Source organism: Hydrogenophaga aquatica (assembly GCF_054780915.1).
In genome coordinates this window covers 164261-179550 of sequence record NZ_BAAGVK010000002.1, presented here as the reverse complement: position 1 = coordinate 179550, position 15290 = coordinate 164261, and the positions used below count along the sequence as shown (strand labels likewise).

General features: G+C 67.2%; 15 protein-coding genes and 1 pseudogene. 3 read left to right on the top strand and 13 right to left on the bottom strand.

All coding sequences use genetic code 11. The features are described from left to right. Nucleotides 1-2 precede the first annotated feature (2 nt). Nucleotides 3-1082: a nitrogen regulation protein NR(II) gene (gene glnL, locus ACYVHH_RS01920; protein ID WP_460563324.1), complete on the top strand. Its 1080-nt coding sequence runs from the start codon at nucleotides 3-5 to the stop codon at nucleotides 1080-1082. Nucleotides 1083-1167: 85 nt separating this feature from the next. Beyond that, the gene (gene ntrC / locus ACYVHH_RS01915; RefSeq protein ID WP_460563323.1) at nucleotides 1168-2667 is read left to right on the top strand and encodes a nitrogen regulation protein NR(I); all 1500 of its coding nucleotides are present in this window, start codon (nucleotides 1168-1170) and stop codon (nucleotides 2665-2667) included. Between the two features lie 46 nt (nucleotides 2668-2713). On the opposite strand, the gene ACYVHH_RS01910 is transcribed toward ntrC, so the two are convergent. From ACYVHH_RS01910 to hpaR, 13 genes and pseudogenes are all read right to left on the bottom strand, one after another. Further along, nucleotides 2714-3490, bottom strand: a complete 777-nt coding sequence (locus ACYVHH_RS01910; RefSeq protein ID WP_460563322.1) for an exodeoxyribonuclease III — start codon at nucleotides 3488-3490, stop codon at nucleotides 2714-2716. Then, complete coding sequence (locus ACYVHH_RS01905) at nucleotides 3487-4614, bottom strand: sensor domain-containing diguanylate cyclase (protein WP_460563321.1); 1128 nt, start codon at nucleotides 4612-4614, stop codon at nucleotides 3487-3489. Before ACYVHH_RS01905 ends, ACYVHH_RS01910 begins: the two co-directional genes overlap by 4 nt. A 5-nt stretch (nucleotides 4615-4619) precedes the next feature. Further along, complete coding sequence (locus ACYVHH_RS01900; RefSeq protein ID WP_460563320.1) at nucleotides 4620-5111, bottom strand: dihydrofolate reductase; 492 nt, start codon at nucleotides 5109-5111, stop codon at nucleotides 4620-4622. A 41-nt stretch (nucleotides 5112-5152) separates the two neighbouring features. After that, nucleotides 5153-5995 (bottom strand): aldolase/citrate lyase family protein, encoded by an 843-nt coding sequence (locus ACYVHH_RS01895; RefSeq protein ID WP_460563319.1) that lies wholly within the window; start codon nucleotides 5993-5995, stop codon nucleotides 5153-5155. 14 nt (nucleotides 5996-6009) lie between these two features. Further along, nucleotides 6010-7017: a 2-dehydropantoate 2-reductase gene (locus ACYVHH_RS01890; protein WP_460563318.1), complete on the bottom strand. Its 1008-nt coding sequence runs from the start codon at nucleotides 7015-7017 to the stop codon at nucleotides 6010-6012. Then, nucleotides 7014-7772, bottom strand: a complete 759-nt coding sequence (locus tag ACYVHH_RS01885; RefSeq protein WP_460563317.1) for a class II aldolase/adducin family protein — start codon at nucleotides 7770-7772, stop codon at nucleotides 7014-7016. The genes ACYVHH_RS01890 and ACYVHH_RS01885 overlap by 4 nt, the downstream gene beginning before the upstream one ends. Nucleotides 7773-7802: 30 nt before the next feature. Beyond that, on the bottom strand, nucleotides 7803-8618 hold the full coding sequence (gene hpaH, locus ACYVHH_RS01880; RefSeq protein ID WP_460563316.1) for a 2-oxo-hept-4-ene-1,7-dioate hydratase: 816 nt from the start codon (nucleotides 8616-8618) through the stop codon (nucleotides 7803-7805). 3 nt (nucleotides 8619-8621) lie between these two features. Further along, complete coding sequence (locus tag ACYVHH_RS01875) at nucleotides 8622-9056, bottom strand: 5-carboxymethyl-2-hydroxymuconate isomerase (RefSeq protein ID WP_460563315.1); 435 nt, start codon at nucleotides 9054-9056, stop codon at nucleotides 8622-8624. A 17-nt stretch (nucleotides 9057-9073) separates the two neighbouring features. Then, nucleotides 9074-10000, bottom strand: a complete 927-nt coding sequence (gene hpaD, locus ACYVHH_RS01870; RefSeq protein WP_460563313.1) for a 3,4-dihydroxyphenylacetate 2,3-dioxygenase — start codon at nucleotides 9998-10000, stop codon at nucleotides 9074-9076. Nucleotides 10001-10351: 351 nt separating this feature from the next. After that, nucleotides 10352-11827 carry a 5-carboxymethyl-2-hydroxymuconate semialdehyde dehydrogenase gene (gene hpaE, locus ACYVHH_RS01865; RefSeq protein WP_460563312.1) on the bottom strand — a complete coding sequence of 492 codons (1476 nt, stop codon included), beginning with the start codon at nucleotides 11825-11827 and terminating at the stop codon, nucleotides 10352-10354. A gap of 25 nt (nucleotides 11828-11852) precedes the next feature. After that, the gene (locus tag ACYVHH_RS01860; protein ID WP_460563607.1) at nucleotides 11853-12659 is read right to left on the bottom strand and encodes a fumarylacetoacetate hydrolase family protein; all 807 of its coding nucleotides are present in this window, start codon (nucleotides 12657-12659) and stop codon (nucleotides 11853-11855) included. Nucleotides 12660-12701: 42 nt separating this feature from the next. Beyond that, a pseudogene (locus tag ACYVHH_RS01855) lies at nucleotides 12702-13322 on the bottom strand (fumarylacetoacetate hydrolase family protein); the annotation flags it as partial. Further along, nucleotides 13319-13807: a homoprotocatechuate degradation operon regulator HpaR gene (gene hpaR / locus ACYVHH_RS01850; RefSeq protein ID WP_460563311.1), complete on the bottom strand. Its 489-nt coding sequence runs from the start codon at nucleotides 13805-13807 to the stop codon at nucleotides 13319-13321. The gene hpaR and the pseudogene ACYVHH_RS01855, both read right to left, overlap by 4 nt. A gap of 366 nt (nucleotides 13808-14173) precedes the next feature. Between hpaR and ACYVHH_RS01845 the strand changes: the two genes are divergently transcribed. Then, nucleotides 14174-15232 (top strand): NAD(P)H-dependent flavin oxidoreductase, encoded by a 1059-nt coding sequence (locus ACYVHH_RS01845; protein ID WP_460563310.1) that lies wholly within the window; start codon nucleotides 14174-14176, stop codon nucleotides 15230-15232. Nucleotides 15233-15290: the final 58 nt, after the last annotated feature.

The window sequence follows — 15290 nt, the reverse complement described above, 5'->3', positions numbered from 1 at the left end:
CAATGATCGGACGCCGCAAGACGCCTACCCCCGAGCAGCGCTTCCACGCGCTGGACATGCTGGCCACGCTGACGGCCGTGGTGGATGCGCGGGGCGCTATCCTGTTCGCCAATTCGGCGCTGGAAGACGCCGTGGGCCTGTCGCGCCGCAGCATTGCCGGCGTGCCCATGACCGACTGGTTCACCGAGCCGGAACTGCTGCAGAACGCCCTGGCAGGTGCCGGCGGCAACGAGTACGCGGTGATCCGCTACGACACGCGGCTCAAGCGCCTGAACCACGACCCCTTGCCCGTGCACCTGGTGCTGGCGCAGACCGACGTGCCCGGCGAGCTGGTGGTGGAGCTGCTGCCACTGGAGCAGCAGGCCCGCCAGGAGCGCGAAGAGCGCCTGATCGACCAGGCGCAGGCCAACAAGGAACTGATCCGCAACCTGGCGCACGAGATCAAGAACCCGCTGGGGGGCATCCGTGGCGCGGCGCAGCTGTTGCAGATGGAGCTGGATTCGCGCGAGCTCATCGAGTACACGCAGGTGATCATCCACGAGGCGGACCGCCTGCAGTCGCTGGTGGACCGCCTGCTGGCGCCACACCGGCGCGCGCAGGTGGTGGGTGATGTGAACATCCACGAAGTGTGCGAGCGTGTGCGCGCCCTCATCCTGGCGGAGTTCCCCAAGGGGCTGAAGGTGGTGCGTGACTACGACACCTCCATCCCCGAGTTCCGCGGAGACCGCGAGCAGCTCATCCAGGCGGTGCTCAACATTGCGCACAACGCGGCACATGCCTTGCGCGAACGCATCGAGCAGGGTGACGCGCAGATCGTCTTTCGCACGCGCGTGGCCAGACAGGTAACTTTTGGCAAGCAACGGTACCGGTTGGCATTGGAATTGCATGTCATCGACAACGGGCCCGGCGTGCCCGAAGAGATCAAGGACCGCATCTTCTACCCGCTGGTGTCGGGCAGGGATGGCGGCTCCGGTCTGGGGCTGACGTTGGCTCAAACCTTCGTGCAGCAGCACCATGGCCTGATCGAATGCGACAGCGAGCCGGGCCGCACCGATTTCAAGATGCTGATCCCTCTGCCTTGAAGCCGTTGCAGCCGAAGTGCCCGGGGTGACGTGACAGACACAACAAGGTGCAGGGGGGTCGATGACAGACACAGGAAGCGCGCGCATGAAACCCATCTGGATCGTGGACGATGACCAATCCATCCGGTTCGTTCTCGAAAAGGCTTTGCTGAGGGAGAACTTGCCGACGCGCAGCTTCACCAACCCGCGCGAGGTGATCGACGCACTGGATGACGCGGACGACGAGGGACCGCAGGTGCTGGTGAGCGACATCCGCATGCCGGGCGGCTCAGGGCTGGAGTTGCTGGAGCAGGTCAAGAAGCGCCTGCCGGGCCTGCCCGTCATCATCATGACGGCGTTTTCCGATCTGGACAGCGCGGTGTCGGCCTTCCAGGGCGGCGCCTTCGAATACCTGCCCAAACCGTTTGATCTGCCGAAGGCGGTGGAACTGATCCGCCGCGCGGTGGAGGAGAGCCAGCGCGAGGAGGTGTCGGAGGAGCGTTTGACCGCGACCCCCGAGATGCTGGGCCAGGCCCCGGCCATGCAGGACGTGTTCCGCGCCATTGGCCGCCTGAGCCAGAGCAACGTGACGGTGCTGATCACCGGTGAGTCGGGTTCAGGCAAGGAGCTGGTGGCGCGCGCGCTGCACAAGCATTCACCGCGCGCGAGCGGCCCGTTCGTGGCCATCAACACGGCGGCCATTCCGAAGGACCTGCTGGAAAGCGAGCTGTTCGGCCATGAACGCGGTGCCTTCACCGGCGCGCAGACCATGCGGCGCGGCCGCTTCGAGCAGGCCGAGGGCGGCACGCTGTTTCTGGACGAGATTGGCGACATGCCCTTCGACCTGCAGACGCGCCTGCTGCGCGTGCTGAGCGACGGCCACTTCTACCGCGTGGGCGGACACAGCGCCGTGAAGGCGAACGTGCGCGTGATTGCAGCGACGCACCAGAACCTGGAGCAGCGTGTGAAGGAGGGCGGCTTCCGCGAGGACCTGTTCCACCGCCTGAACGTGATCCGCCTGCGCCTGCCCGCCTTGCGTGAGCGCAAGGAGGACGTGCCCATGCTGACACGGCACTTCCTGCAGCAGAGTGCCAAGCAGCTGGACGTGGAGCCCAAGCGCATTTCCGAGGCGGCGCTGCAGGTGCTGTGCGCCTTTGAATTCCCGGGCAACGTGCGGCAGCTGGAGAACATCTGCCACTGGCTCACGGTGATGGCGCCCGCGCAGCTGATTGACGTGAAGGATCTGCCGCCCGAGGTGCTGGGGCCGTCGCAGGTTGCCACTGCCGGGGGCGCGCCGCAGTCTCTGCCTTCGCCTGCGGCGCCAGCCGTGCAGGCAGCACCGGTTGCGTTTGCCCCAGCGCCCACAACGCCAGCGGCGCCGCAGGGCGCATCGAACGACTGGGAGCAGGGCCTTCAGGCGGAGGCGCTGGCCTTGCTGTCCGATGGCCGCGCGGACGTGTGGGATGTGCTGACCCGCCGTTTCGAGACCCGCCTGATCCAGACGGCGTTGGCCTGCACGCGCGGCCGGCGAATCGAGGCGGCGCAGAAGCTGGGCATTGGCCGCAACACGATCACGCGCAAGATCCAGGAACTGCACCTGGAGTGAAAACGCACCGGGGGCGCATGGCCCCCATGCTTCGCTGCCCCTGGTTTCAGGCCAGGGTCAGTACCACGGGGGCGTGGTCGCTGGGCTGTTTGTTCTTGCGCGGCGCGCGGTCGATGGTGCAGGCGGTGGCACGGGCCTTGAGCGCGTTGCTGACGAGGATGTGGTCGATGCGCAAACCCCGGTTCTTCTGGAAGCCGAGCATGCGGTAGTCCCACCAGCTGTAGCTCTTGGGTGGTTGCTCGAACAGGCGGTGCGCGTCGTGCAGGCCCAGGGCGATGAGCGCCTGCAGGTGCGTGCGCTCTTCGGTGGTGCAGTGGATGGTTTCGCGAAGGCCGTCCGGGTCCCAGACGTCGGCGTCATCGAACGTGATGTTGTAGTCGCCCATGAGCGCGAGGCCGGGGTGGCTCTGGAGTTCGCCTTGAACCCACGCCCGAAGGGCATCCAGCCAGCGCATCTTGTATTCGAACTTGTCGGAGCCCGGTGCCTGGCCATTGGGGAAGTAGGCGCCGATGACGCGCACCGAGTCGCTGCCTTCGCCGTAGGTGGCGGCAATGACACGGGACTGTTCGTCCGGGAAGCCGGGGATGTTTTTCACCACGTCCTGTGGCGGCTGGCGTGAGATCAGGGCCACGCCGTTGTAGGTCTTCTGGCCGAACCAGGCAGCGTGGTAACCCGCCAGCTCAAAGGCGTCGGCGGGGAATTTGTCGTCGGTGAGCTTGAGCTCCTGCAGGGCGAGCACGTCAACAGGGTTGGCGGCGAGCCAGTCGAGCACCTGGGGCAGGCGCACGCCCAGGGAGTTGACGTTCCAGGTGGCGAGTTTCATGGTGTGGATGACTTGCAAGGGGTGGCTTCCACCACGCGGTTGCGCCCGGCCTGTTTGGCCTGGTAGAGCGCTGCATCTGCGAGGCGGATGAGTTCGTGCACGGTGCGGCCGTGCTTGGGAAAGGATGCCATGCCTATGGACAGCGTGGTGCGCAGGGTCTTGTCTTCGAACGGGATGCCCATCGCCTGCAACTGGCTGCGGTATTCCTCGGCGCGGACCAGGGCGGTGTGTGCCGTCATGTTGGGCAGCAGCACGAGGTATTCCTCTCCACCATAACGGCAGACGACGTCGGAGTTGCGTGCCCGCCCAGCGAGCAATTGCGCCACCTGGCGCAACACCTCGTCGCCAGCCGGGTGGCCATGTTCGTCGTTGATGCGCTTGAAGTGGTCTATGTCCATGACCAGCAGGCTCAGCGGCTGGCTTTCGCGTTGGCAGCGCGCCAGTTCGCGCTCCATGGTTGCGTCGAGGTAGCGGCGGTTGAACAGCCCGGTGAGGGGGTCGCGGTTGGCCTGCTCCTGCAGCTGCTGCTGAAGGACGCGGTTGGCGTCGAGCTGGCGCTGCAGGGCCTGTTCCTTGCTGCGCAGTTCCTCGCGTGCGGCGCGCAGCTTCAAGCCGCGCTGACGGGCGCCTTCCGCGACCATCAGCAGGTAGGCGCTCAGCGCCAGCATGCTCAGCGCGGTGGTCAGGCCATCGGTTTGCGGTTCGAAGTGCGGGCGATCAAGGACCATGACCACCGCCGCTCCCACGATCAATGCTGCCAGTGCCTGCAGCGTGCCACGCGTGCCGCGGTACAGCGAAATACTGATCAACGTGCCTATGGCCACGGGAAAACTGATCCAGAGGGGAAAACCCAGCCAGGCCAGCCAGCCGCCGATCAACAGGGGGTCGAGCAGCAGTGCACGCATCTCGACGCGCGTGGGGTCTTCGGCGTATCTGCCCCAAAGGTAGATGAGGTGCGGGTACACGAGGAACTGCAACACCAGCCACCCCCATACTGTCCAGCTCTGGGTGCCTTGCGCGAGGTGCGACAGCATCATCACAAAGACCACGGCAAAGATGCCCGAGCGAACCTTGTGGTTCATCTCGACGATCCAGTGGGCGGGCCGGGTCTCGGTGGGCGGCATGGCGCTCAGCGTTCGTAGGTGACGAAGGCGAAGGGCAGGCCGCTGGCGGCAATGTGGTCCTCGCGCGAGGTTTCGCGCCAGCCGGTGCCCAGCTCGGGGGCGTGGGCGTCGCCTTCAAAGGCCTGGGCAATTTCGGTGACCACCACGCGCCGGGCCAGCGGCAGGGCCTGGGCGTAGATTTGCGCACCGCCGATCACCCAGACCTCTTGCGGTGCTTGCGCCAGGGCGCTGCAGTGCGAAAGGGCGGCCTCCAGGCTGGGCAGCACGACGGCACCTTCGGCCGCGAAGCCCTGGCGCGACAGCACGATGTTGAGCCGGCCGGGCAGCGGCCGAAAGCGCGGGGGCAGGGATTCCCACGTGCGCCGGCCCATGATGACCGGGCTGCCCTGGGTTTGGCGCTTGAAGTGGGCCAGGTCTTCCGGCAGGTGCCAGGGCAGGGTGTTGTCGCGCCCGATCACGCCGTTGGCGGCGCGCGCGAATATCAGATTGAGACGCATGGCCTGCGAGCATAGCAGGCCCGCCGGGTGCCGGGACGGCTTCAGTAACCCTGCGCGCCACCTGTTTGGGTGGGCGCATCGGCGCGGTAGCGCCGCAGCAGTTCGGTGGCGCTGGATTTGAGCAGCATGGTGTCGATGCCCACGGCCACGAACAGCGCCCCCGCGGCGAGCCACTTGCGCGCCTGCGCCTCGCTGGTGGCCAGGATGCCCGGCGCCTTGCCCGCGCGCAGGATGCGGGCGATGCCGTCCTCAATGGCGGCCTGCACGTCCGGGTGGCCAGGGTTGCCTGGGTGCCCCATGCTGGCGCTGAGGTCGGCGGGGCCGATGAACACGCCGTCCACGCCGGGGGTGGCGGCGATGGCGTCGAGGTGGCGCATGGCTTCCACTGTCTCGGCCTGCAACAGCACGCAGACCTGGGCGTTGGCTTCCTTCACGTAATTGGGGTAGGCCTGCCAGCGTGATGAGCGTGCCAGGGCGCTGCCCATGCCGCGCACGCCCTCGGGCGGGTACTTGGCAGCGGCCACCACCTGGGCGGCCTGTTCGGGTGTGTCCACCATGGGCACGAGCAGCGTCTGCACGCCAATGTCCAGGTACTGCTTGATGAGCGTGGTGCCCACGTCGCCCGTGCCGATGGGCACGCGCGCCACGGCGTGCGACGCGGCTTGGCCCGGCGGCAGCGCGGTGCTGGCGCTGGCCACGGCCTGCAACTGGCCGAGTGTGCTGCGCACGTCGTTGGGGGCATGTTCACCGTCGATGAGCAGCCAGTCGTAGCCGACGCCCGCCAGGAGTTCGGCACAGTAGCGGTCGGCCAGGCCCAGCCACAGGCCGATCTGGGGTTGTTGGGCGCGCAGGGCGTCGCGGAAGGTGTTGGTGGGGACTTGCATGGTTGGCTCGAAGTTTAGGCGGGATACAGGCCGCGCGTCTGCGCCATCAGCCGTGTGAGGCCGAGCAGCGCGTCGATGTTGGGCGTGGGCAGTTGCAGGTGCTGGCCGATGTCGCGCACCGCGCCCACCAGGGCGTCCAGTTCGATGGCGCGCCCGGCTTCCACGTCCTGCAGCATGGAGGTCTTGAACGCGCCAAGCTTGCGCGTGACGGCGTGGCGGTCTTCGGGGCTTTGGTCAATGGCACAACCGATGCGTGCGCCGATGGCCTGGGCCTCGCGCATGACGGCACTGATGTAGCCGCGCACCAACGGGTCGTCGAGTATGCGGTCGCAGGTGGCACCCGTGAGCGCCGACACGGGGTTCATGGTCATGTTGCCCCACAGCTTGTACCAGACATCACGCTGGATGCGATCTGACACGGTGACGGCAAAGCCTGCCTGTTCCAGCGTGGCTGCCAGAGACTGGACGCTTGGACTGGCGCCGCCTGCCGGTTCACCGATGATGAGGCCGTTGCCATTGACGTGGCGCACGTGCCCAGGCTCCGGCGTGGTGCTGCTGAGGTGGACCACGCAGCCGACCACGCGGGTGGCGGGCAGTGAGGCGGCGAGCGAGCCGTCCGGGTCCACGCTGGGCAGATGGAGGCCGTCGCAAGCGCCGCCCAGGCCATGGAAGAACCACCACGGCACACCGTTCATGGCGACGAGCACCCGGCCTTCGGGGGCCAGCAGCGCACGCACGGCGGGCGCCACGTCCTTCACGGCGGGGCCTTTCACGGCCAGCACCACCAGGTCTTGCGGGCCCAGGCTGGCAGGGTCGTCGCTGGCATGGACCTGCACGGTGCGCGTGCCCTGTGCGCTGGTGAGTTGCAGGCCCTGGCCGCGCAGCGCCTGCAGCGTGGCGCCGCGCGCCAGCATGCTCACGTGCACATGGGGCAGCTGGCTGAGCCAGGCGGCGAACAGGCCGCCAATGGCGCCCGCGCCCACGATGGCCACGCGCAAGGGGTTGGAGGCGGTGGCAGTCATACGGCGTAGCCGGGGTTGACCCGGTCGATGAGTCTTTGCATGGCGGCGAAGGAGTCTTCACCGGCGCCAAAGTTTGGGTTGAAGTTGAGGGAGTCGCGCACGCACTTTTCCAGCACCGGCACGGGGATGGGGCGCAACGGCCCGAGCGCCTGGGAGGCCACCTGCACCTCGCAGGCGCGTTGCACCAGCCACATCAGGTTGAAGGCATGTGCCAGCGTGCGGCCGATGACCACAGGCCCGTGGTTGCGCAGCAGCACGGGTTTGCCGCCAGCACTGTCCAGGATGCGCTGGCCTTCGTCCAGGTGCACGGTGATGCCCTCGAACTCGTGGTAGGCCACTTGGTCCCACAGCTGCGCGGCGTAGAAGTTGGTGTAGGACAGGCCTTCCTGCGTGCAGCACACGGCCAGCGTGGGGGTGGTGTGCACGTGCATCACGCAGTGGGCTTCAGGCATGGCCGCGTGGATGGCACCATGGAAGGTGAACCCTGCCGGGTTGATGGGCCAGTCGGAGTGGCCGACGATGTTGCCTTCGATGTCCACCTTCACCAGATTGGAGGCGGTGACCTCGCTGTAGTGCAGGCCGAAAGGGTTGATGAGGAAGTGCGGCTCGGCGCCCGGCACGCGCAGCGAGATGTGGTTGTAGATCAGCTCCGCCCAGCCCAGGTGAGCAAAGATGCGGTAGGTGGCGGCGAGCTTGACGCGCGCGTCCCACTCTTCGGGGCTGAAGCGTGCGGGGCGGATGTAGGGGGATTCCATGGGGTTTGTCTCCGGCGTGTTTTTGGGTGCTCAGACTAAGCGGAACTGCAGGCGGCCAAGCGGGCCGTAGTCGGCGTCGAACAGGTCGCCCGCTCGCGCGGCCACGGGGCGCGTGAACGAGCCTGCCAGCACAGTCTGCCCGGCTTCCAGCCGCTCGCCCCAGGGCGCCAGCTTGTTGGCCAGCCACGCAATGCCGATGGCCGGGTCGCCCTGGACGCCTGCGGCCAGTCCGGTTTCTTCCACCACGCCGTTCTGGCGCAAGATGGCACCGCACCAAGGCAGGTCCAGTTCGCGCGGTGCGGCGCGGCCTGCGCCCAACACAATGCCCGCGTTGGCCGCGTTGTCGCTGATGGTGTCGAACACCTTGCGCATGACCTGGGTATGGCGGTCGAACTGCTCGATGCGCGCGTCGATGATCTCGATGGCGGGGGTGACGTATTCGGTGGCGTCCAGCACCTGTTCCACGGTCACGTTGGGGCCTTGCAGCGGCGCCTTGAGTACGAAGGCCAGCTCCACCTCCACGCGGGGCTTGAGGAAGCGGCTGGAAGGGATGTCCAGCACCTGGCCGGGTGTGCAGGTGTAGAGCATGTCGTCGAGCAGGGTGCCGTAGTCGGGCTCGTCGATCTGGCTGGCCTGCTGCATGGCGCGCGAGGTGAGGCCGATCTTGTGTCCGATGACATGCCTGCCTTCGGCCAGCTGCTGCGCCACCCAGGCGCGGCTGATGCGGTAGCCGTCTTCCAGCGTCATGCCGGGGAAGCGTTTGGAGAAGTGTTCGACCTGCACGCGGGTCTTCTGGCTCTGGTGCAGTTCGGCGGCGAGTTCCTGGATCTGTGCGTCGGACAGCATGGGTCAGGCCTTGGGGGTGAACAGGGGGTGGAGGTTGCTGTGCTTGGCGTCGAAGACCTCCTGGCCTTCGTCGATCTGCAGCGTGACGCCGATGTGGCGCCGCGAGAACAGCGGCTGGAAATGCGCCTTGGTGGCCATGAGCAGCGCGTCGCCGACCTTGCGGTGCGTGGCGGCGCTGCGGCCCCGGCCCATGCGCAGGTTGAGGTAGACGAAGGCGTAGTCGCCATCGCCCCCCGTCGCGCGGCCTGCAGTGCCGCCATCTGCCACGGCGCAGTGTGCAGCGGGGTAGGCGAGCACACGCGTGCCGCCAGTGGGGAAGACCTGGCGGTCGTCCTCGTCGCGCACGGCGAGCATGGTGTCGGCCAGGGTGCGGCACAGGGCGCCCATGTCGGTCTCGGCGTCGAGCTGGCCGGTGTAGAGGATGACGAGGTGGGGCATGGCTTGCTTTCGTCACTTTACAGGCGCGAAGACACTGGCGTGTAGCCCTGTGCCCCGCTGGCCATGGGCGCGGGAATGGCGCGGCCCGTCACCGGGGTTACCGGGAACACGGCATTGATCTGCCCCGTGCCCGAAGCGCCGAAGTACGGGGTGATCACCTCGGCGTGGCCTTCGTACTCGCTCCAGCCCAGCACGCCCAGCATCATGGCGGTGTCGTGCATGAAGCCTTCGCCATGGCCCTTGCTGGCGTATTCGGGCAGCATTTCGCAGAAGTCTTTCCACTGGCCTTGCTGCCACATCTCCACCACGCGGCGGTCGAGCTGTTCCAGGAAGGGGCTCCAGATCTTGAAGGCGTATTCCGGCGCCAGGCCGTTCTGCGCGAAGCGGTGGCTGAGCGAGCCGCTGGCCAGGAAGGCCACGGTGCCGTCGTAGTGCTCCTCCACGGCCTTGCGCATGGCCCAGCCCAGGCGAGCGCTGTCGTTCAGGTAGTGCACTGTGCACAGGGCCGACACGGAAACCGCCTTGAAGTGCTGGTCTTCGTTCATGTAGCGCATGGGCACCAGGGTGCCGTATTCGGGGTCGAGCGTGGTGGCGTGGTGGGCCAGCGTTTCCACCTGGTGTTCGTTGCACACCTTGGCCAGCAGTTGCCCCAGTTCCGGGTTGCCAGGAATGGCGAAAGGCATGTTGCTGATGAAGTGCGGCAGTTCGTTGCTGGTGTAGGTGCCTTGCCAGCGGGGTGCGCAGTTGATGTGGTAGTTGGCGTTGACCAGCCAGTGGGTGTCGAATACGACGATGGTGTCCACGCCCAGTTCCTTGCAGCGGCGCGCGATTTCCTTGTGGCCGTCGATGGCGTCCTGCCGCGTGCCCTTGCGCGGGCCTTCGAGTTCGCTGAGGTACATCGACGGTACGTGGGTGATCTTGCCGACCAGTGCTACTTTGCCCATGGGTTGTCTCCTGTGTGTGGGGTTGCTTTTCGTTGCTGGGCTGCCTTTGTTTGGGGTGAAGAGGCGGGGTGAACACCTCCGCGAATGTCCCCCGGGCTTTGCTGCGCAAAACCCTCGTCCTTTATTTCGCTGCGGTGTTCACCCCACCTCTTCATGGCGTTGCACCTAGGCCGACCAAGCGCTTGAACGTTGAGCGCCCGCGCAACATCAGGATCAGTGGGGCGGGGTGCACGGCGCAGCGAAATAAAGGAGGAGAAACGGGCTGTGCCCGTTTCGGGGGACATTCGCGGAGCCGGGTACCCTGGCACGCTGATCCCGCCCAGGTGCAGGCGTGAAACCTCAGAGAACACGTCAAACACCCCAATGAGGAATATGGTGCGACCCCATGGAAACCGCCACGTTCTTGGGCTCCAGGAACACCTCGTAACTCCATGTTCCGCCCTCGCGCCCCGTGCCGCTGGCCTTGGTGCCGCCAAAGGGCTGCCGCAGGTCGCGCACGTTCTGGCTGTTGACAAAGCACATGCCCGCCTCAATCGACGCCGCCACCCGGTGCGCTCGGCCAATGTTTTCGGTCCACACGTAGCTCGACAGACCGTACTGAATGTCGTTGGCCAATTCAATCGCGTGCGCCTCGTCCCGGAACGGGATCAGACAGGCCACGGGGCCGAAGATTTCTTCCTGCGCAATGCGCATGCGGTTGTCCACGTCGGCAAACACCGTGGGCCACACGTAGTTGCCTTGCGCCACATGCGCGGGCAGCTCGGGCGCGTAGGAAGGGCGGTCCAGCCCGCCGCACAGCAGCGTGGCGCCTTCCTTGGGGCCCAGTTCGATGTAGCTGCGCACCTTGGCCAGGTGGTTGCGGCTGATCATCGGGCCGATGATGGTCTTGTCGTCCTGCGGGTCGCCCACCACGATGCGCTTGGCGCGTTCGGCAAACCTGGCCGCGAATTCGGCGTAGATGCTCTGCTGCACCAGGATGCGGCTGCCTGCCGTGCAGCGCTCACCGTTGTTGCTGAAGATCATGAACACTGCAGCGTCCAGCGCGCGGTCCAGGTCCGCGTCGTCGAAGATCACGAAGGGACTCTTGCCGCCAAGCTCCATGCTGAACTTCTTCAGCCCCGCCGCGCGCACGATGCGGTTGCCCGTGGCGGTGGAACCGGTGAAGCTGATGGCGCGCACGTCGGGGTGCGCGCACAGGGGCTCCCCGGCTTCCTGGCCAAAGCCGTGCACGATGTTGAGGACCCCGGCGGGAATGCCCGCCTCCAGCGCCAGCTCGCCCAGGCGCGCGGCGGTCAGGGGGCTGAGTTCGCTCATCTTCAGCACCGCCGTGTTGCCGAACGCCAGGCAGGGCGCGACCTTCCAGGTCGCCGTCATGAAGGGCACGTTCCACGGGCTGATGAGCGCGCACACGCCCACCGGGTGAAACAGGGTGTAGTTCAGGTGCGTGGGCGTGGGGTAGGTGTGGCCGTCCACACGCGTGCACATTTCGGCGAAGTAGCTGAAGTTGTCTGCTGCGCGCGGCACCAGCTGCTTGCCGGTCTGGCTGATGGTCTGGCCGGTGTCGTCCGTCTCGGTACGGGCGATCTCGGGCACGTGCTGAGTGATGAGTTCGCCTAGCTTACGGATGAGTTTGGCCCGTTCCGTGGCGGGCTTGCCCGCCCAGGCGGGGAAGGCATCCTTGGCGGCCTGCACGGCGGCATTCACTTCGGCTTCGCCGCCAGCAGCCACTTCGGCCAGCACGCCCTGCGTAGCGGGGTTGATGGATTCAAAGTACTGCTGGCTGGCAACGCGCTGGCCGTTGATGAGGTGGTCGATGCGGGTGGTCATGGTGGGGCTCGGGTGTGGATGGGTTTCAGGGGGCGGCGATGAGCGTGTTCTGCAGTGCGCAGAGGCCTTCGATTTCGGTGACCACCACATCACCCGGCTGGCAGTTCACCACGCCGTCGGGGGTGCCGGTCAGGATGAGGTCGCCGGGGTTGAGCGTCATGAAGCTGCTGAAGTACTCGATCAGCGTGGGTACGTCAAAGATCATGTCGCGCGTGTGGCCGCGCTGTGTCACCGCGCCGTTTACGGTGGTCTGCAGCGCCAGGTTCATGGGTGAGCCGTGGCGCTCGTGCAGCCAGGCGGCGTCCACCAGCCAGGGGCCGATGGGGGTGCAGGTGTCGCGGTTCTTCACGCGCAGGTTGGGGCGGTACCAGTTCTCCAGGTAGTCGCGAATCGCGTAGTCGTTGGCCACGGTGTAGCCCGCGATGAAGTCGTAGGCGTCGTCCTTCTTCACGTTGCGTGCCGTGCGGCCGATCACGACGGCCAGCTCGCATTCGTAGTGCATGAATTTCACCCCGGCAGGGCGCAGGGTGTAGGCGCGGTGGCCGATCAGGCTGGCCGCGCCCTTGACGAAGGCCAGGGGCTCCTCGGGGGCCTTGAAGGCCAGTTCCTTGGCGTGGTCGGCGTAGTTCAGGCCCAGTGCCAGCACGGTGCGCGGCTGCGCCACCGGGGCCAGCGGTGGCAGCCACACCACGTCGTCAAAAGGCACACGCTGGCCGGCGTAGGGGCTGCGGGTCAGCAGCAGCTGGCCATCGGATTCCACCGCGTCGTGCACGGCACCTGCCCACGCCACGCGGGCGCGGCGTTGAGGCGGCGCGCTGTTCTTGGTACGGATAAGAGGCCCCCGGGCGGGCTGGGCGGCGGCAATGGTCTGCATCAGCGGCTCGAAGCCGGGGGCTGATATCTCCACGCGGTCGCCCGCCTGCAAGCGGGGCCGGGTGCCATCTGCCAGGGCATCGGTGCCCAGCATCAGCACGTCGCCAGGTTGCAGGGTCATGAATTCGCCAACGTCTGCCAGCAGTTGGGCGGCGTCACGGCGCAGGGTGGGCAGGTCCACTGTCTGGCGGTGTTCGCCGTTGACGGTGACTTGCAGCTTCAGCGTGGCCAGGGCCTGCAGGCCGCCCAGCGCCTCCAGTGGCACCGTGCGCTGGCCGATGCCCAGCCACCCGTCGCCGTTCTTGAACTTGACTGGCGGGCGGTAGTAGCTGGCGTGGGGCAATTGCAGGTCGTTCAGCAGCACGCAAGCGGCCGGGGCGCCGTCGTCACCGATGACCAGGCCCAGGCTTGCACCGGCTTCCAACGCCTGGGCGCCTGGCGGCAAGGGCGCCGCTTGGCCGCTGGGGCAGAAGGTGTTGGCCGTCTTCACGTAAAGCACGGGGGCGTGTGGCGTGGCCTGGTAGGGGGGCTGCGTCATGCGGTCGGCCCACAAGGCCCATTCGTGCTGGAAGTTGAGCAGCGTGCCGTACACGGTGCCGCTGGGTATGAAGGGAGCGGTCATGCCTCGTTGTCCTCGTCGGGGTCGTAGTGGGGGGCGTCGGTCAGCTCCAGGGCGATGACTTCGTCCAGCAGGGCGTAGAGCTGGTCAAGCTTGGCCTTGCCCATCTGGGCTTCCAGCGTGGCGTAGTGCTCTTCGATGACGTGAGACAGGCCGGACGCCAGCTCCAGCCCGCGTGCCGTGGCGCGCACCACGGTGCGGCGGCCGTCCACGGGGCAGCGCGCGCGTTCGATCAGCCCGTCGCGCTCCATGCGGCTGAGCACGCCGGTGAGGCTGGGGCCCAGGATGAAGGCCTCGCGCGCCACGCGGCCGGTTTCCACGCCTGCCGGGTCGCTGGCGTGTTCGCCGAGCACGCGCAGCACGCGCCATTGCTGGTCGCTAAGGCCGTGGGCGCGAAGGCCGGGCCGGGTGTGGGCCATCACGGCTTCGCGGGCTTCCAGCAGCAGGCGCGGCAGGTTGCGGTGTTTGAAGTTGGGCGTTGTGTTCATTTATTTAACATGTTAAATGATTTGGGTTGGGGTGCTTTCAGGGTTTACCCTTGGGTGGCCGTGGACGTTGGCACGGCTGGTGCCTGGGGGTGGTCGGGCGATGCTTCGCTCGCGGTCCAGCGCAACAACGTGCCAGCATGAGCTCGTCAACACCTCATGGGTGTGCACCCTCTGTGGCAACCACGAATAGGCGCTGCGCCCGGCCACCCCCAGGCACCAGCCTTGAAGCGGTAGGTGAGCATGTCAGAGGAAGTCCGGCGCGGGTGCCCACCGCGCCGCCAACCCCTGACGAGTGAAACCACCGCAAACGCCAACCCCTCGAGACAACGAGGACAACGCCAGAAAACCCAAGCAAAATCCCACACCATGACCCATCCCCTGCAAGCCCTGCTGGGCATCCCACTCCCCGTCATCCAGGCCCCCATGGCCGGTGCCCAGGGCAGCGCGCTGGCGCTGGCTGTCACCCAGGCGGGCGGCCTGGGTTCCCTGCCCGCCGCCACCATCAGCCTGGAGGCGCTGCACGCCGAACTGCAGTTGCTGCAAGCCCAGGCCGCGGGACCGTACAACGTCAACTTCTTCTGCCACCGCCCACCCGCCCAAGACATGGCGCGCGAAGCGGCCTGGAACCAGGCCCTGGCCCCGTACTACGCCGAGGTGGGCTTGCCCCCACCCACGGCCCCCGCTGTGGCTGCGCGATCTCCCTTCACCGCCGAAGCCGCCGAGCTGCTGGAAGCCTTTCGGCCGCCCGTGGTGAGCTTCCATTTCGGCCTGCCCGAACCCGCTCTGCTGGCCCGCGTCAAAGCCTGGGGCGCCAAGGTGCTGTCCAGCGCCACCACGGTGGACGAAGCCCTCTGGCTCGAAGCTCATGGGGTCGACGCCGTCATCGCCCAAGGGCTTGAGGCCGGTGGCCACCGGGGCATATTCCTCAGCGACGACTTGACCACGCAACTGGGCACCTTCGCGCTGCTGCCCCAGGTGGTGGGGGCCGTGCGCGTGCCTGTGATCGCCGCCGGGGGCATCGTGGACGCGGCAGGTGTGGCCGCCGCACAGGCCCTGGGTGCAGCGGGTGTGCAGGTGGGCACGGCCTACCTGCTGTGCCCCGAGGCGCAAACCACCCCCATGCACCGCCAGGCCCTGCAGTCTGGTGCGGCCCGCCACACTGCGCTCACCAACGTGTTTACCGGGCGGCCCGCACGCGGCATCGTCAACCGCGCCATGCGGGAACTGGGGCAGGGCACGGTGGGCCTCAGCCCGCTGGCACCGGCCTTCCCGCTGGCGGCCACCGCCATCGCGCCGCTGCGCACCGCCGCCGAGAAGGCGGGCCGCACCGATTTCACTCCCCTGTGGGCTGGGCAGAACGCGCCTGCATGCCGCCCCATGCCGGCGGCGCAGCTCACCCGCGAGCTGGCACAGGGCTGGCGGTAAGGCTGAAAGCCCCGGCCACGACGGGGCTTCGCTAAAATGAAGGGTTCGCCCACTGGCC

Bases quoted from the DNA above. Each gene is read 5' to 3' on its own strand.
- hpaR (WP_460563311.1), bottom strand. From the start codon at position 13,807: ATGAACACAACGCCCAACTTCAAACACCGCAACCTGCCGCGCCTGCTG.
- ACYVHH_RS01890 (WP_460563318.1), bottom strand. From the start codon at position 7,017: ATGACTGCCACCGCCTCCAACCCCTTGCGCGTGGCCATCGTGGGCGCG.
- ACYVHH_RS01885 (WP_460563317.1), bottom strand. From the start codon at position 7,772: ATGGAATCCCCCTACATCCGCCCCGCACGCTTCAGCCCCGAAGAGTGG.
- ACYVHH_RS01875 (WP_460563315.1), bottom strand. From the start codon at position 9,056: ATGCCCCACCTCGTCATCCTCTACACCGGCCAGCTCGACGCCGAGACC.
- ACYVHH_RS01900 (WP_460563320.1), bottom strand. From the start codon at position 5,111: ATGCGTCTCAATCTGATATTCGCGCGCGCCGCCAACGGCGTGATCGGG.
- hpaD (WP_460563313.1), bottom strand. From the start codon at position 10,000: ATGGGCAAAGTAGCACTGGTCGGCAAGATCACCCACGTACCGTCGATG.
- glnL (WP_460563324.1), top strand. From the start codon at position 3: ATGATCGGACGCCGCAAGACGCCTACCCCCGAGCAGCGCTTCCACGCG.
- ACYVHH_RS01895 (WP_460563319.1), bottom strand. From the start codon at position 5,995: ATGCAAGTCCCCACCAACACCTTCCGCGACGCCCTGCGCGCCCAACAA.
- ntrC (WP_460563323.1), top strand. From the start codon at position 1,168: ATGAAACCCATCTGGATCGTGGACGATGACCAATCCATCCGGTTCGTT.
- ACYVHH_RS01910 (WP_460563322.1), bottom strand. From the start codon at position 3,490: ATGAAACTCGCCACCTGGAACGTCAACTCCCTGGGCGTGCGCCTGCCC.
- ACYVHH_RS01845 (WP_460563310.1), top strand. From the start codon at position 14,174: ATGACCCATCCCCTGCAAGCCCTGCTGGGCATCCCACTCCCCGTCATC.
- ACYVHH_RS01905 (WP_460563321.1), bottom strand. From the start codon at position 4,614: ATGCCGCCCACCGAGACCCGGCCCGCCCACTGGATCGTCGAGATGAAC.
- hpaE (WP_460563312.1), bottom strand. From the start codon at position 11,827: ATGACCACCCGCATCGACCACCTCATCAACGGCCAGCGCGTTGCCAGC.
- hpaH (WP_460563316.1), bottom strand. From the start codon at position 8,618: ATGCTGTCCGACGCACAGATCCAGGAACTCGCCGCCGAACTGCACCAG.